A 16,100-nucleotide genomic window follows, 5' to 3' on the forward strand; every position below is an offset into this window, starting at 1 on the left:
TAATTGAAGTCCCAACACTCAATACAGTATGGGTTATGACTTGCCCAGCACCATAGTTAAAAATCTCGAGATATCTACCAGTTCATCCGGATGAAGGGAGTGTTCCATTGGGTAGGTATTCCAGTCCACCTGATAGTCTAATTTTTCTAGAGTATCGACTGAAGCTTCTGCACGCTCTAGAGTGATTACCGCATCCCAAGTGCCATGCGCCATAAATACAGGGGTCTTGCCATTGGCCTCACTTCTCTCTTGTGCCAGTGAATTTGCTAGAGGCAAATAGCCTGACAGCGCCATGATGCCCGCCAATCTATGTGGAAAACGTAGCCCTACCTGTAGAGACATAGCGCAGCCCTGCGAGAATCCGGCTAAAACAATTTTTTCATAGGCAATACCACGACTTGCTTCACGTTCAATTAACTCTGATATCGCTGTCGCCGATTTGTGAATGCCAGCAATATCTTCGCGGTCGTTGATAGTTCTTCCGGTAATGTCATACCAGGCTGGCATCACGTAACCACCATTGACTGTGACGGCCATGGAAGGTGCGCTCGGAAAAATAAACCGAATAGCAGGGCACTCGGAAAGATTCAATTGGGGAATGATGGGTACAAAGTCATTGCCATCAGCCCCTAGTCCGTGAAGCCAAATGACAGCAGCACTTGGATTGGGAGCGGTTTCAATTTCAATGCAGGGTAATGCGACCATTTATTTTTTTATCCTAAATTGCAAAGTACTTCGTTACTAAGTCTCCAAGAGACTTAAGCTATTTTTTTCGCGAACTAGTTGATTGCGAAGGCGACTGATTTCATCCAAAAGATCTAGCGCTAGCGCAACTCCAGGTGTATTAAGCTCTAGATCATGAGTCAGGTGAGCGGCAGTCTTTGCACGCTTGAGAGACTCTCCACTAAAGCGCCAGTCCTCTGGAGATGAGCCTATGGGACTGAGAACACCTTCGGATACCCAGGACATGATGAGATCCTCTGGCGCACGTGTTGCTTGTGAAATTTCCACAATACTCATGTGCACCTCTTCCTCAACTACGCTGCCTGTAATCCAGGTGATTTGTGTTTGTGTCATATTCATCATCCCTGCAAATGGTTTCTGGGCTTGAAATCAAAAGCTTTCTCCAGTGCTTGATAGGCTTCTTTTTGTGCATCTGTTTCGGCGCTGGGTAAAACAATATTTGGTACTACGTATAGATCGCCTGCCTCTTTGCTGGGGATGCCCTTCTCTTTGAGTCGCATCTTGCGGCCAGCCACTGTGCCCGCCGGAATCTTTAGTTCTAAGGTTGAGCCTGCAGGGGTTGGAATATTGACAGTAGTACCAAGCGCCGCTTCCCATGGAGCGAGCGGTAAATCAAGATAAACGTCTTTGCCATCTACGCGATAAATGGGATTAGGATGGAAATCAATCTCAAGATACAGATCACCTGCACCACCAGAGCCCATACCCGGACCGCCCTGACCAGCTAAGCGTAGATTTTGTCCGGCCTTAATACCCTTCGGAATACTGACATCGAGCTTACGTTCTTGGGTGCTGACATGGCCGTTAGCATCTTGCGTAGGCATATGTAGGGCGATAGTTCGTTTTGCACCGTGATAAGCATCCGCAAGATCAATCAAGATCTTGGCATGATGATCTTGACCTTTCAAGTTCATGCCTTGGCGGGGGTTACCACCTCGTCCACCTTGAGTTTGACGCCCTCTACCAAAGAGAGATTCAAAGAATTCGCTTTGATCACCTTCGTAGCCACCACCAAATCCACCATGCCCAGTGCCGAAGTTGCCGTCAGAATATTCAAATCCCTCGTTCCAGTTTGGTGGAGGCGTGAAGTCTTGACCATTCTTCCAGTTAGCGCCCATACGATCGTAGGCGGCGCGCTTTTCAGTATCTTTGAGAACGGAGTAGGCTTCGCCAACTTCCTTAAATTGAGCCTCTGCCCCAGCTTCTTTATTTACATCCGGGTGATATTTGCGCGCCAACTTTCGGTAAGCCGCTTTAATTTCTGCTTCAGTGGCGCCACGCGCTACACCGAGTGTTTCATAGTAGTCCCTGAATTTCATAAGCCTAATGAATTCCTGATTAATTCAATAGTATTAATTCTACAGTCCCCAGCACTGATTATTGGCTTCTTTTGAGCAAAGAAAAAGCGGGCCAGAAGCCCGCTTATCGCAAATGTCAGGTGCAGTCTTTGATTAGCTCATGACGCCAACTTGCCAGGGCACGAATTCATAATCACCTAAGCCTAATAATTCGCTTTTTGAAGGCTCTCCAGAGGCTGTCCTGAGGAAGAGTTCAAAAATGCGTTGCCCCATCTCTTGAACGGAAACCGTGCCATCTAAAATCTCTCCGCAATTGATGTCCATGTCTTCAGTTAGCCTTTGATACATGGGTGTATTGGTAGCCAGCTTAATACATGGCGCTGGTTTAGAGCCAAACATGGAGCCGCGTCCCGTGGTGAAGGCAATCAAGTTTGCTCCACCAGCAATCTGACCAGTTGCTGAGACAGGATCAAAACCAGGCGTATCCATAAAGACAAAACCTTTGGCTGTGACTGGCTCCGCATATCGATAGACCTCCATCAGTGGTCCGGTACCGCCCTTCATAGAAGAGCCGAGCGACTTTTCAAAGATGTTGGCAAGACCGCCAATTTGATTACCGGGACTCACTTGCCCATTGATCTGTACATCGCGACCAACGGAATACTCATCTTTCCACCAACGAATTCGTTGAATCAGTTTTTCACCAATGGCTTTGCTTGCTGCACGACGGGTGAGGGTATGCTCAACTCCATAAATTTCCGGCGTTTCAGAAAGAATACCTGTGCCACCATGGCGCGACAAGATATCAATTGCGGCACCTAAGGCGGGGTTTGCGGTAATGGAAGAGAATCCATCCGATCCACCGCACTGCAGACCAACGCATAAATGGCTTGCAGAGACAGTTTGACGCTTTACATTATTGGCTTCTGGCAGAAGCGCTTTGACGGCTTCTATTCCTGCTTCAATAGTTTTGCGTGTGCCCCCAGTCTCTTGCATGATGAAAGTATGCAAAGTAGAGTTTTCTTGCAATGCTTCTTGCTCCATCAAGCCTTTTAGTTGATTGCGCTCGCAACCTAAGCCAATAATGAGGGCTGCAGCTAGGTTAGGGTGTTGCGCGTAACCTGCCATCGTTCTGCGTAGCAATTGCATTGGCTCCCCACTCATCTCCATACCGCAACCAATGCCGTGACTAAAGGCAACTACACCATCGATATTGGGATAGTCTTTCAACCTCTCGGGCGTGAACCAGTCAGCAATTTTATTGACCACCGTTGCAGAGCAATTGACGGTGGATAGAATGCCAATGAAATTACGCGTACCTACTTTTCCATTAGCGCGCACATAACCTTCAAATGTTGCACGCTCAGATTCTGGAAGGAGGGTAGTGGGCTTGTATTCACTGGCATAAGCATAGTCACGATCAAATTCACGAAACTCGGTGTTATGACTATGGACCATCGTGCCAGCTTCAATATCGGTATTGGCGAAGCCCACGGTGACGTTGTATTTCAGGATAGGCTCACCCTGCAGAATTTTCTTTGCAGCAATTTTGTAGCCTGCAGGCACTTGGCTGCGACTCGTAAAATTCTCACTAGGAACCTGTTCGCCAATAGCGACATCAACTCGTGCAACAACAATGTTGTCATTTGGATGCAGGCGAATTATTGCGCCAGCTAATTTTTTTTCAGATGTTTCAATCATGAGTAACTTTCGATTCGTATATTTTGAATTATTCTGCAGTAACACCTGATTTTTTGACAATCGGCGCCCACTTGGCAACTTCAGATTTAATGTAGTCACCAAGTTGGCCTGGGGTGCTTGTGACAACATCAAATCCTCTTGAGTTCAACTGGGATTTAATTTCAGGGTTGTTGAGTACATTGGCTAATTGAGCATTTAATTTTTCCACAATTGCCTTTGGTGTGCTGGCGGGCGCAACAATGGCATAAACCAGTTCAACGTCAAATTTAGGGAGGGTCTCGGATATGGCTGGAATCTCTGGGGCATTTGGAGACCGTTTTAAGCTAGTGACACCTAAGCCAGTCAGCTTTCCAGATTTGACATAAGGCAGAGCCGCTGGAGTGCCAACAATAGCTGTTTGAATCTGTCCGCCCAGCACATCCGTTAATGCGGGAGCCGCCCCTTTGTATGGTACGTGGAGGATATTGGTTCCTGCCTGAGTATTAAATAATTCGCCCGCTAAATGGAGTGGTGTGGCTGCACCCGAAGAACCAAAGCTGACTTTGCCAGGATTGGCTTTATCAAACGCTATCAATTCTGCAACAGTTTTTACAGGGACACCAGGGTTGGCCACCAACATCAACGAAGAGGAAGCAACTAGTGAGACCGGGGCAAAATCTTTTACAACGTTGTAATTGAGTTTTTTATACAAGGTTTCATTAATAGCTTGGGTGCCCACTAGCATCAGGAAGAGTGTGTAACCATCGCCTTTGGAGTTGACTACATATTCCGCGGCTAAATTGGCACCTGCACCTGGTTTGTTTTCAATGATGATTGGCTGACCCAAGTTTTCACCCAGTTTTGGAGAAAATCCACGGGCGAGAACATCTGATGGTCCACCAGCTGCAAATGGGATAACTAGCTTGATCGGTTGGTTTGGGTATCCTTGTGCATTCGCTAGCGATGGCAGAGTGATTCCTAGAGCCAGTAGGGTAAAGATAATCTTTCTCATGTATTGTTCTCCTAGATATTATTTTTAAAATAAAAACTGTTTTGTAAAAGCTGATGAAGCAAAAAAATGAAAATCACGTGCGCTGAAATCTATCCCTTATCCATTCCCCTGATCGAGCCTATCAAGATGTCTCGTGAAATGGTGGTTGATGCAAAAACGGTGCTGCTCTGCCTAACTGACGATAAGGGTCGACAGGGCTGGGGTGAGGCCTCGGTCGCACCTTTGATGACCGGGGAAAGCTTGGATAGTCTCGTCGGTAGCATTAAGTACTTAGTGGAATACGCATTGCCAATAGATTGGAGCGAGCCAACCGAATTTGCAAGTGTTTTTAATCGAATTTTGTATGCAAATGCATCAGCAAAATCTTGTCTAGAGATGGCTTTGTTGGATTTATACACGCAAGACCGCTCTATCCCTTTATGGCGATATCTGCGCAGTGTCAGTGGTGTCTTGGCAGATGCTGTGCCTGAGCCCATACCTTTGCTGAGAATGTTGGGTGGCTCATTGGAGAAAGAGCTTAGTGATGCCAAGGCATTTCGTGAGCTTGGATTTAAACACTGGAAAATTAAAATTGGCTCACTCTCGCTTGATGAAGATCTGCATAGGGTGAAAGTGCTATGCGATGCCTTGGCGGGTGATGTCATTTCCGTTGATGCAAACTGCGCCCTCACTTTGACGGAGGCACTTCGGTTTTGCCAGTCAGAGTCAGCAAGCAAATTAACATTTGCAGAACAATTAATTTCTGCAGAGCTAGCCATGGCAGATTTTGTATTGCTCAATAAAAGCTCTCCCGTTCCAATTGGATTGGATGAGTCAGTCCATGGACTCGCTGAGCTAGAGCAATTAATTGAGGCTAAGGCATTTAGTGGGGCAAGCTTAAAGCTGATTAAAACAGGCGGAGTAATGCAGGCACTTGAATGTGCAAAGTTACTAGAGCGGCATAAGCTCTCACTCAATTTAGCGTGCAAGATTTCGGAGACTTCTCTGTCGGCAGCAGCGACTGCATCTCTAGGATTTGCAATGGGCAAAGTCAATTGGGGTTTTAGCATGTCAAATCAGTACTTGAAGTTTGATATCTGTGACACACCACTAATAGCCAAGCAGGGAAGTTTTGAGGTGAGCCAACTAGCACCGAGCGGCATTGGTGTAGTTCCAAATCTTGATCGAGTAAAGGAAGCCATTGCAAAGGGATATGCGGCTATTCAATATTGAGAACATCGAAAGCAGCCTTTAATCTCCTGGAGTAGGAGTCTGAAACTTGCTGTATTTCTGCTGGAGTCCACTTTCTGAAACCTTCGCCAGATTTCATTCCTGTTTTTCCTTCGCTCATTAGCTGCACCACCTTTGGAGGGAGGGTGGTGATGTTGGAGAGTGAGGGATAAATTTCTTTTGCTGCATTTGCCATCCCATCCCATCCTGAGATCTCTTTTTGAGTCATTGGACCAACAGCAGCATATCGAAAGCCAAAGCTGTAACGTACTGCATCATCAATATCCTCGGGACTGGCAATACCCTCTTGAACAAGTGATAGGGCTTCACGCATGAGTGCATGTTGAATGCGATTTGCCAAAAATCCTGGAATATCTTTTTTTACTAAAACCGGTTTTTTCTCTATGCTTTTGTATAGAGCGCAAGCTTGTTCTGCAAATACCAGCTCCGTTTTCTCTCCCATGACCACCTCTACTAGAGGGACGACTTCGGCAGGCATAAAGTAATGTGCCCCCATCATTCGATTGGCGGTTTTAAGTCCAGAAGCAATTTTGCTGATTGGGAATCCTGAGCTATTGCTACCAATAGGAATGTGCGCTGGAACGCGTTCATCAAGGTATTGGAATATCTCTTGCTTTAGAGCAAGGTTTTCTGCCACGGTTTCAATGACCCAGTTACATCTATTCCAGTTGGACCAACTCTCAAGGACTTCAGTTTTCTGTTCAGACTTGATTGCCTCTTGGCTCTGGCTGGCGTAGGCTCCATTGATTCCAATTTTCTGAGCGAGGGCCAGCGCCTTATCTAGGCATTTATCCGCTTTATCTTTACCTCTACCCAAAATGACAACGGGAATACTTTGCGCAAGAAAACCTGCAGCAATACCTGCAGCCATGATTCCGGTACCAATAACGGCAACATAGTTCATAAGAAACCTTACTTATACGGTTAAGTTTTAATCAATTGGACTCATCATAAGCCTATACTTACAATACATTATCACCAATTATGTTTTAATTGTGAATCATTTAAATAAACCTATCCGTATAACTACAAAGAGGAGCAATCAACTATGACGATGCACAACCCATTTCAACCGGTAGAGAAAATCAAGGCAGAAGTCTTTATGTCCATGCCTGGGAAGTTTAGGAAGAAGTCCCGCACAGCTTGGTCTGATCCTAACCGCCAAAACGCTGAAGTGGAGTGCTTTTTAGAAGGGCCTTCTTTTGACCGTGAGGGTAACTTATGGTTTCTGGATATCCCTTTTGGCCGCGTCTTCAGAATTACTCCGAAGGGTGACTGGGATTTGGTAACTCAATTTGATGGCTGGCCTAATGGATTGAAGTTTCACAAAGATGGCCGCGCATTTATTTGCGATTACAAGCTAGGCTTATTAGCCCTCGATCCTAAAACTGGAAAAGTGGAAACAGTCCTAGGGTCCATGTATAGCGAAAACTTCAAGGGATTGAATGATTTGCACTTTGCTTCCAATGGTGACCTGTACTTTACCGATCAGGGTCAAACTGGAATTGCAGATCCAACAGGCAGAGTATTTAGATTACGCGCCAATGGTCAATTAGATCGTTTGGTAATTAATGTACCGAGCCCTAACGGTATCACCTTAAACACGCAAGAAAAGCATGTATTCGTTGCAGCGACAAGATCTCAGCAAATTTGGCGTTTACCATTGATGGCTGATGGTTCTGTTTCTAAAACAGGCGTTGCAATTCAGTTAACGGGTGGCGTTGCTGGACCGGATGGTATCGAGATGGACTCTGAAAATGGTTTGCTCGTTTGCCACTTAGGAGTTGGTATCTGGAGGTTTGATAGCAATATGCTGCCGACACATTTAATTTATTCGGATAACCCACATCACCATCACTTAGCAAACATGTGCTTTGGTGGCGAAGATGGTAGGGATTTGTACATCACTGAATCTCTCTCAGGCGATATCTTGAAGGCACGCTTACCCGTTGCCGGCAAAAAAATGTTTGGCCTGTCCTAAGTTGAAAGAATCTCTACCGCTCTATAAGACCCTAGCGAATGCGCTGGCTCAGCGTATTTATGAGGGCGATTGGGCGGTAGGGTCTCACTTGCCATCTGAAGCGGCACTTTGTAAAAGCTTCACTGCAAGTCGCCATACCTTAAGGCATGCTCTTCAAACCTTAGAGAGGGATGGCATGGTATTGCGTCGTCAAGGAGCACCAACCCAGGTGATCTCAAGACGGAAGGTGAGAAGATTTACCCAAAGTTTTAATTCGCCTGTTGATATTTTGAGTTATCCAAGAAATACCTATCGACAAAACACCATTGAAGAATTTATTGAGCTCGACAAGCCGCTAAGCGAAATGATTGGCGGTGCAGTCGGATCCTCTTGGTATCACATCGGAGCTATTCGAAAGCAGCGAGATACCGAGGAAGTAATTGCTTGGACTGATATTTATATTCTTCCCCAATTCGCATCCTTGACATCGGAGCCTGAGCACAGCCAAGTAATGGTGTTCGAGCAGATCGAGAAAAAGTATGGCACTCGAATTGATCGAGCTGAGGTCGATGTGTATACCATTAGCGTGCCTGCTGATATTGCTAAGAGGCTTGGGTTGAAGCTGCATGACCCGTGTTTGGTCATTGTTCGGCGTTACTTTGATAATCAGGATAAGCTTTTTGAAGTTACCATCACTTATCATCCTCACAATAAATACACTTATAAGATGGAATTTAAGAGTGATGCTGGGAATTAAATTACAAGTACAAATATGAAACATTTATCCGTAACTAAGGCCGAGGCATTTATTGCACAAGCATTGCATGCGAATCATGTGCCTTTGGTAGATGCCAAGCTTGTGGCCCAACTGATGATCCAGTCCGATCTCGTTGGTGCTGATGGCCACGGAATTTTCAGATTACCTGCCTACATTAAGCGGATTCGTGCTGGCGGTATTAATTTGAGTCCTCATATTCAGATTGAACGTGAGCAGGGTGCAACTGCGTTGATCAATGGAGATAATGCCCTGGGGCATTTGGTGATGAATAGGGCTGTTGATGTCGCAATAGAAAAAGTGAAGCAGCATAGTGTTTGTTGGGTGGGTAGTCACTATGGCAATCATTCTGGTGCAGCATCTGTCTATGTGAGAAAGCTAGCCGAACAGGGATATATCGGTATCTATATGGCGGTTGGTAATGCTAATCACATGGCGCCATGGGGCGGCATTGATTTATTGTTGTCTACCAATCCAATTGCGATTGCAGTTCCTGCGGGTGATAAGCCGATCGTGCTCTTGGATATTGCGACTACAGTCGCCGCCTATGGCAAGGTCAAGCTTGCTGCCCAAAAGGGTGAATCTATTCCCGATACTTGGATGATCGATCGACATGGTCAACCGATTACAGACCCGCAGAAATCAAGCGAGGGATCATTACTTCCGATTGGAGGCTACAAGGGATATGGTTTGGCTGTCATGATTGGTCTTCTTGCGGGTGCGCTCAACAATGCAGCAGTTGGCAAAGGCACGATTGACTTTAATGCGCATCATGATTTAATTACCAATACTGGTCAAACGATCATTGCTGTTGATCCAAGTGCTTTTGGAGATCAGGAGCAGTTTGTTGCTCGAGTGATTGCTTTAGTCGATGATTTAAAAGCCTCCTCTAAATTGCCAGGCGTGAATCAAATTCGAGTACCCGGCGATGGTGCTGCAAGGGTGATGGCAGAGCGACTTGCGCATGGCATTCCGATCTCGAGCGAATTACAAGAGTCTTTGAATAACTGCGCCAAAGAGTGCGGGATTGCAGCATTAGATTTATAACTTACCGGAGGAGACAAAAAATGATGAAAAAATCAATTAAAAAGATAGTGTTGAGTTCTTTAGTATTACCGCTAGTTTTGGGAACGGCGTTTGCATCCTATCCAGATAAGCCAATCAAGATGTTGGTTGGATATGCACCAGGGAGCTCAACTGACATCGTTGGGAGAATGGTGGCGAATGAGCTCAGTATTGCCTTAAAGCAATCAGTCATTGTGGAAAATAGGGGTGGTGCTGCAGGTAGTTTGGCAGCTGATGCAGTTGCTAAAAGTGCTCCAGATGGTTACACCGTGTTATTTGCGCAAAATGGCTTAGCGATTAACGTCGCTGCAAACCCAAGACTACCTTTTAACGGTCAAAAAGATTTACTCCCCGTTGTCGGAGTGGCTGCTACCCCACATATTTTGATTGTGAATACCAATTCCAAAGCTAAAAATGTAGCCGATTTAATTTCTATGCTCCGAGCTGATCCTGGAAAGATGAGCTTTGGCTCCTCCGGCATTGGTAACTCCGACCATATGGCTGGAGAGCTATTCTTGGCAACCACGGGTACTCAAGCAATCCACATTCCGTATAAGGGTGGCTCACCAGCTGCAACTGATTTAGTGGGCGGTCAAATTGATTTTTACTTTGCTGGTATGCCAGTGGGACTGCCTTTATATAAGGGTGAAAAAGTCAATGCACTTGCCGTTACTAGCAAGAATCGATTTAGCGGAGCTCCAGAGTTAGTTACCATTCAAGAGGCTGGCGTCAAGGGTTACGAAATGGCTTTGTGGCAAGGCATGTTTGTGCCAGCAGGAACACCTCCTGCGATTATCAATACCCTTAGCAAGACAATCTTGAAAATTCTGGAGACTCCGGAAATGAAGGAGCGTTTTGTGAAGGCGGGCGTACAAATTGCACCGATGACTACCCAGCAATTTACAGATTTATATGTTTCTGATATTGCGAGATGGAAAGTGGTAATAGAAAAAGCAAAAATTAAGCTAGACTAATTTAACCTAGCTCAGCTGCAAGGGTGTTGACCTCAGTCGATGCCCTTTTTTATTGGCTGCTGAGATCGAACACCAGGACCTCAGCATCTTTGCCGCCATCGATGAGTAAGCTGCTTTCATTCTCTATTAGTAGCGCGTCTCCGTTTGACAGAGGTATTCCATTGACAAGTAGAGAGCCTCTGATCAGGTGCACGTAGGTCTTACGTTGTAAATCGAGATCTAATTTTTGGGCTTGGTGGCCATCAAAAAGTCCGGCATATACCCTGGCATCCGCATGGATCTTGACGGCATTTCCCAATCCGTCTGGTGAGGCAATTAAGCAGAGTTTGTTTTGTTTTTCTGAGATTGGAATCGATTTTTGCTCATAGCTTGGTGCAATCTCCGTGACATTCGGTTCTATCCAAATTTGCAGGAAGTGGGTGGTCTGATCTTTAGCATGATTGAACTCGCTATGGGTGACCCCAGTTCCGGCGCTCATGCGTTGAACGTCGCCCGGTGGAATGCCCTTGATATTCCCCATACTGTCTTCGTGAGCTAATTCACCAGATAAAACATAGCTAATGATTTCCATATTGCGGTGCCCGTGCTTGCCGAAACCCATGCCTGCAGCTACCCGATCCTCATTAATCACCCTTAAATTGCCCCAAGACATAAATCGGGGGTCGTGATAGTCCGCAAAAGAGAAGGAATGGAAGCTTTTAAGCCAGCCATGATCAGCGTAGCCGCGATCTTGAGCTTTTCGGAGGGTTAGCATGAATAGAGTATTTTCTAGAAAGGAATAAGCACATTATCATTAGCTTTGGACATATTTGCTGATTGGCCTTCCATGGGAAGCATCAAACAAGACATTAAAGAAACCTATCTCGGTCTATACGAGACAGCTCAGGAAAAGTTGGGTGACTTTGCTCAGTTCCTTAGAGAGGCTTGGCCTATCTTAGTCATTCTGTTGGTGGTCTTGCTCGGAGTTTGGTGGTATGCCGATCCGCCACCACCAAGACATGTGGTGATGGCAACTGGCCAGCCCGGGGGCTCCTACGACACTCTAGGAAAAAAGTATGCTGCTTTTTTTGAGAAAAAAGGCATCACCCTTGAATTACTTCCAACAAAGGGTGCCGAGGAAAATGTGGCGCACTTAGTTGATCGTCATGATCCGGTTCAGGCTGCCTTCGTGCAGGCAGGCGCATTTAATCCTCATGAGGTTGCTGGAGTCGAATCTCTTGGCACGATTTCGTATGACCCAATTTGGTTGTTCTATCGTGGTCCAGAGATTAAGGTGAATGATTTCCAGGCCATTAAGGCCCGTGCGAGTTTCTTTCTGAATTCCAGAATGTCAGTTGGTTTGAAGGGTAGTGGAACCTATGCGCAAGCAATGCATATCCTCAAAGCCAATGGCTTTGAAGAGGGATCACATTTTCTGCATCTCTCTGGCTCTCAATCGGTTGAAGCTTTGCAAAAAGGCGCAATCGATGCAGCGTTTATTGTGGATGCCTACGAGGCCCCGAATGTCCAGAAATTACTAAGGGATCCCAACTTACATTTAATTGCCTTTGATCGAGCTGAGGCATATGCACGCTTGCTGCCCTATATGCAAATACTCAATGTCCCTGCGGGCGCATTTAGCTTGGTGCGGAATTTTCCTCCTAGAGATATTAAGTTGATGGCTTCAACCACCAATTTGTTGATTGATGACAGAATGCATCCTGCACTCCAATTTTTATTTCTAGAGGCTGCACGTGAGATTAACGGTAAGGCAAGCTTCTTTGCGGAGAGTGGCGAATTCCCTTCCTTTAAAAATACAGGACTTATTCAAAGCCCTGTAGCCTTGCATTACGAAAAAAATGGTTCACCATTATTAATGCTCTATTTCCCTTTTTGGTTGGCAGAACTGATCAATCGCTTGATTTTTGTATTACTGCCGTTTTGTGCTGTGGCATATCCTGTCTTACTCACTTTACCGGGCTATCGTAATAAACGAATGAAGCGAAAGATTGATAAGTTGTATGGCACCCTAAAAAGCTACGAACAAGAGCTCACTGAAAATTTTCTGCCAGAGGTGATAGACGACTACCTCAATAAGTTAGATTTGCTAGAGCACCAGGCACTTCAGTTAAAAGTCTCTAAAAGTATGTCTGGTGATTATTACGCTTTAAGGACCAGCATAGACTATGTCCGTAACTGCTTGAATCGGGGTGTTCATCCATACCAAGCTCAAGAGAATGCAGTTGGCGTATAGTGCAAACACAACTATCTGAGCCCAGCTAAACTCTATGAAGCCTTACGACCATCCTGCTCGAAAACAATTGCACGAAGAAGTGCATGCGCGTCCACCTATTGCACTTTGGCCAAATGAGCGGGTGCTTTCACAATCTTTTTTGCTTGATGCAAGTTCTCGCCAGACTCAAATTGAGTGGATTCAAAAGCTCAGCCTTGCCTTAGGCATTCCCAATGATCATCAGCAGGACCACTCCTTTAAGATGTTGACTCTCGCGCCTGAGCCGCAGAGGGTGTTAATTAAATGGGAGTTGCATGGCGAGTTTGCAACCATTGCAGCCATTACGCGCAATCCCGTCAAAATCACTGGACCATTACTGGAATCCCGCCTTGCTTTGGAAAAGAGTTTAGATGTATTACTTCAAAGCCTTGGTTGCCCAACTATTGTTGAGGCCGGTGGCGAAAGAATTTCTGCATTAGATCTCGCATTTGAGCATCGCCCTCTATTTACAGAAGCTCAAGAAGTATCTTCGATCTTTAGTGGGAATACCGTGTTGGGTAGTTACATCTTATCGAGTAAGAAGGCTCAGTTGTGGACGGATTTACGTTTGGATGAAGATGGTTTTATCTCTTACCTTATTCCACACGATATTTTGGGTTCACGTCAGGCTGGTCGTGTAGCGCGTGCAATTGCTGAGGCGGAAACTTATCGAATGGCAGCTATGATTGCCTTCCCGGTGGCGAAGAGTCTTTCTATGCCACTTAGAACTGCAGAGTCGGAATTAGCAGAGTTATCTAAAAATATTTCTCAATTACAAACTGAGCCAGGGGTCCATACCGAAAAAGATGGCCAGTTTTTAGGTGAGCTCTCTAATCTAGCCTCTCGAGCTGAGCAATGGATCTCTGGATATGGATTGCGCTTTACTGCATCTGAGGCTTACAGCCAATTGCTGAGTAAAAATCTCTACGAGCTAGCAGAGTCTCCTATTCCGGGTGTGCAGTCTCTTTCAGAATTCATGGACCGACGTTTTCAGCCAGCGATGGGAACTTGTATTTGGACTCAGCGTAGATTAAAAGAATTATCTGACCGAATCTCAAGGACAACTCAAACTTTGAGAACGCGTATTGAATTCGTAAATGAAGAGCAGACGCAAAAATTACTAGCTAGCATGGATCAGCGAGCACGCTTGCAATTGCGATTACAGGAAACAGTTGAGAGTCTATCCGTTCTAGTGTTGACTTACTATGCAGTAAGTTTGTTGGCTTATATGGCTAAAGGCGGAAAAGAAGCCGGCCTTGCCATTCATCCAGAAATTATTGCCGCTATCGCCGCCCCACTAGTGGCGCTTACTTTCTTATTCATCAGCAAGCGAAGACGCAAACGAATCATTGAGATGGGTAAATCGCTGTAGATATTAAAAAAGAGGCCGAGGCCTCTTTTTTAATGAGCATAAATACTTTTTAACCCAAGCTATCTGCCCAGATGTTGTGCGCCCAACCCCAAGCATAAATACCCTCCAGAATAGAAGGTGCAGGCGATAAACCTCCAGAACCAGGAACGGTCTTGAATGTTTTTTCAGCGGCATTGTATTGATGGACGCTAGCAACGTGGACTACTTCTCGGTTATTCACAAAGCTATAGCAGGTGTTTGTCAGAACTGGCGCTGGATTGATTTCCCAGCCATTCAATTCTGCAACGATTGCTGCTGCTGCGACTTTGGCATGTTGATTAGCCATGTGACCAGATTTGGGCATCAACGGTGCAATTTGAATCGCGTCACCTAATACGTGAATATCTTTTCGTGCTGTTGATTCAAAGTTGAGGAAGTTGACATTCGCCCAGCGACCATTGGAGTTGGCCAATCCAGTTTTAATGGCGATTTCACCTGCAGCCATTTGCGGCAAGACATTTAATACGTCGGCCTTCACATCATCCTCTACTTCGAGTTTAAGTGTTTTGGTTTTCGCATCTACGCCAACTACATTGCTCTTGGGGCGGTACTCAATCATTCCGGCGTATTGTTCAGCCCAAACTTTTTTGAACAAAGCCCCTTTGGAGACTACATCTTGGTTGGCATCCAAAATCAAGACCTTACCCTTAGGATTGCGTTGCTGAAGATAGCTTGCTACCTGACATGCGCGCTCATAGGGTCCAGGAGGGCAGCGATAAGGAGCTTCTGGAATGCTGATTGCAAAAGTACCGCCTTCGCGCATCGCAGCGATTTGCTTATGTAAGGCAACAGTTTCTGGCCCGGCTTTCCAGGCCTGCAGTGTTACGCCATCTTTATTGGCTTGTGTAAGGCCTTCAATACTTTTAAAGTTCATTGAGACACCGGGAGACACAACAGCTTTGTCGTAGCGCAAAGTTTTTCCGGAGGCGAGTGTCACCGTCTTTTTATCTGGATCAATGCTACTGACGCTATCTTGAATAATCTTGATGCCATGACGCTTACTGAGCGTGTCATAAGGTGAGGTAATTTCAGCGATCGTACGTGAGCCACCGATGACCAAATTAGACATTGGGCAGGACACAAAGGATGTATTGGGTTCAATCAGAGTCACTCTGGCGGTGTTATTGGAGAAGAGTCTCAAATATTTAGCGGCGGTAGCGCCACCATATCCGCCGCCAATGACGAGGATTTCTGCTTTTTGTAAATTAGCTGCCGTAGTTTGACTTGAAAGGCCTGCAAGCAAGCCAACTGCTGCAGCGCTCTGACCTATAAAATGTCGACGATCCATAGCGCCTCCTTATTGTTTCTTGCCAAGTTGATTGGCAATAGTGGTGAGTTGTTCGTCGGAATAGCCTTTAGCTAACTGAGGCATGATGGTGCCCTCTAAGGCTCCAGATTTGTAAGCCTTTAGTTTGGCAAGCATTTGTTCGCTAGTGAGATTATTAATGAGTGGCATCCCGCCATCCACAACGCCTTTGCCATCTGTGCCGTGGCAATTAGCGCAGGTGGCAGCAAGTCCACGTTTATATAGTTGGTCAGCGGTTTGGGCAAAGCTAAGTCCGCTCCATTGGCTCAGGCCAATCATGGCGCTAGTCACCAAAATGGGTTTTAAATACTTCACTTGCATAGGGATAATCTCCGTCTTACATACAACTGTTCTTAGGATGCTGCTGATGAACTCTATCTTAATCAGATGGGGA

Annotated in this window: 16 protein-coding genes; 7 read left to right on the plus strand and 9 right to left on the minus strand. The window is 45.7% G+C overall.

The genetic code is table 11. The annotated features are described in order from the left end of the window. Positions 1 to 33 precede the first annotated feature (33 nt). From ICV89_RS03255 to ICV89_RS03275, 5 genes are all read right to left on the minus strand, one after another. Positions 34 to 705 (minus strand): alpha/beta hydrolase, encoded by a 672-nt coding sequence (locus ICV89_RS03255; protein WP_215309652.1) that lies wholly within the window; start codon positions 703 to 705, stop codon positions 34 to 36. 36 nt (positions 706 to 741) lie between these two features. Further along, a complete protein-coding gene (locus ICV89_RS03260) occupies positions 742 to 1,077 on the minus strand; it encodes a chaperone modulator CbpM (protein ID WP_215309654.1) in 336 nt (111 codons plus the stop codon). A 5-nt stretch (positions 1,078 to 1,082) separates the two neighbouring features. Beyond that, the gene (locus ICV89_RS03265; RefSeq protein WP_215309656.1) at positions 1,083 to 2,063 is read right to left on the minus strand and encodes a DnaJ C-terminal domain-containing protein; all 981 of its coding nucleotides are present in this window, start codon (positions 2,061 to 2,063) and stop codon (positions 1,083 to 1,085) included. Between the two features lie 132 nt (positions 2,064 to 2,195). After that, entirely contained in the window at positions 2,196 to 3,743 is a 1,548-nt protein-coding gene (locus ICV89_RS03270) for a UxaA family hydrolase (RefSeq protein ID WP_215309658.1), read from the minus strand. 28 nt (positions 3,744 to 3,771) lie between these two features. Further along, positions 3,772 to 4,734: a tripartite tricarboxylate transporter substrate binding protein gene (locus ICV89_RS03275; RefSeq protein ID WP_215309660.1), complete on the minus strand. Its 963-nt coding sequence runs from the start codon at positions 4,732 to 4,734 to the stop codon at positions 3,772 to 3,774. Positions 4,735 to 4,800: 66 nt separating this feature from the next. Between ICV89_RS03275 and ICV89_RS03280 the strand changes: the two genes are divergently transcribed. Continuing rightward, a complete protein-coding gene (locus tag ICV89_RS03280; RefSeq protein ID WP_215309662.1) occupies positions 4,801 to 5,946 on the plus strand; it encodes a mandelate racemase/muconate lactonizing enzyme family protein in 1,146 nt (381 codons plus the stop codon). Here ICV89_RS03280 and ICV89_RS03285 read toward each other — a convergent pair. After that, positions 5,933 to 6,868 (minus strand): 3-hydroxyacyl-CoA dehydrogenase family protein, encoded by a 936-nt coding sequence (locus ICV89_RS03285; protein WP_215309663.1) that lies wholly within the window; start codon positions 6,866 to 6,868, stop codon positions 5,933 to 5,935. The two genes, ICV89_RS03280 and ICV89_RS03285, sit on opposite strands and share 14 nt — an antisense overlap. A 144-nt stretch (positions 6,869 to 7,012) precedes the next feature. Here ICV89_RS03285 and ICV89_RS03290 point away from each other — a divergent pair, with 144 nt between their 5' ends. The 4 genes from ICV89_RS03290 to ICV89_RS03305 are packed head-to-tail and all read left to right on the plus strand — an operon-like array spanning position 7,013 to position 10,738. After that, entirely contained in the window at positions 7,013 to 7,945 is a 933-nt protein-coding gene (locus tag ICV89_RS03290; protein WP_251370897.1) for an SMP-30/gluconolactonase/LRE family protein, read from the plus strand. A gap of 1 nt (position 7,946) precedes the next feature. Continuing rightward, positions 7,947 to 8,681 carry a GntR family transcriptional regulator gene (locus ICV89_RS03295; RefSeq protein ID WP_215309665.1) on the plus strand — a complete coding sequence of 245 codons (735 nt, stop codon included), beginning with the start codon at positions 7,947 to 7,949 and terminating at the stop codon, positions 8,679 to 8,681. 15 nt (positions 8,682 to 8,696) lie between these two features. Then, positions 8,697 to 9,746, plus strand: coding sequence for an Ldh family oxidoreductase (locus tag ICV89_RS03300; protein ID WP_215309667.1), 1,050 nt, complete (start codon positions 8,697 to 8,699; stop codon positions 9,744 to 9,746). Between the two features lie 20 nt (positions 9,747 to 9,766). After that, positions 9,767 to 10,738 (plus strand): tripartite tricarboxylate transporter substrate binding protein, encoded by a 972-nt coding sequence (locus tag ICV89_RS03305; protein ID WP_215309668.1) that lies wholly within the window; start codon positions 9,767 to 9,769, stop codon positions 10,736 to 10,738. A gap of 49 nt (positions 10,739 to 10,787) precedes the next feature. On the opposite strand, the gene ICV89_RS03310 is transcribed toward ICV89_RS03305, so the two are convergent. Next, positions 10,788 to 11,492, minus strand: coding sequence for a pirin family protein (locus tag ICV89_RS03310; protein WP_215309670.1), 705 nt, complete (start codon positions 11,490 to 11,492; stop codon positions 10,788 to 10,790). A gap of 72 nt (positions 11,493 to 11,564) precedes the next feature. Between ICV89_RS03310 and ICV89_RS03315 the strand changes: the two genes are divergently transcribed. Next, positions 11,565 to 12,971 carry a TAXI family TRAP transporter solute-binding subunit gene (locus ICV89_RS03315; protein ID WP_215309672.1) on the plus strand — a complete coding sequence of 469 codons (1,407 nt, stop codon included), beginning with the start codon at positions 11,565 to 11,567 and terminating at the stop codon, positions 12,969 to 12,971. A gap of 34 nt (positions 12,972 to 13,005) precedes the next feature. Continuing rightward, on the plus strand, positions 13,006 to 14,361 hold the full coding sequence (locus ICV89_RS03320) for a DUF3422 domain-containing protein (protein WP_215309673.1): 1,356 nt from the start codon (positions 13,006 to 13,008) through the stop codon (positions 14,359 to 14,361). Between the two features lie 49 nt (positions 14,362 to 14,410). Here the strand turns inward: ICV89_RS03320 and ICV89_RS03325 are convergent, their stop codons facing one another. Both ICV89_RS03325 and ICV89_RS03330 read right to left on the minus strand, forming a co-directional pair. Beyond that, positions 14,411 to 15,688 carry an NAD(P)/FAD-dependent oxidoreductase gene (locus ICV89_RS03325; protein WP_215309675.1) on the minus strand — a complete coding sequence of 426 codons (1,278 nt, stop codon included), beginning with the start codon at positions 15,686 to 15,688 and terminating at the stop codon, positions 14,411 to 14,413. Positions 15,689 to 15,697: 9 nt separating this feature from the next. Further along, entirely contained in the window at positions 15,698 to 16,027 is a 330-nt protein-coding gene (locus tag ICV89_RS03330) for a c-type cytochrome (RefSeq protein WP_215309677.1), read from the minus strand. Between the last annotated feature and the right edge of the window lie 73 nt (positions 16,028 to 16,100).

This window comes from Polynucleobacter sp. Adler-ghost (genome assembly GCF_018688495.1).
Lineage (GTDB): Bacteria > Pseudomonadota > Gammaproteobacteria > Burkholderiales > Burkholderiaceae > Polynucleobacter.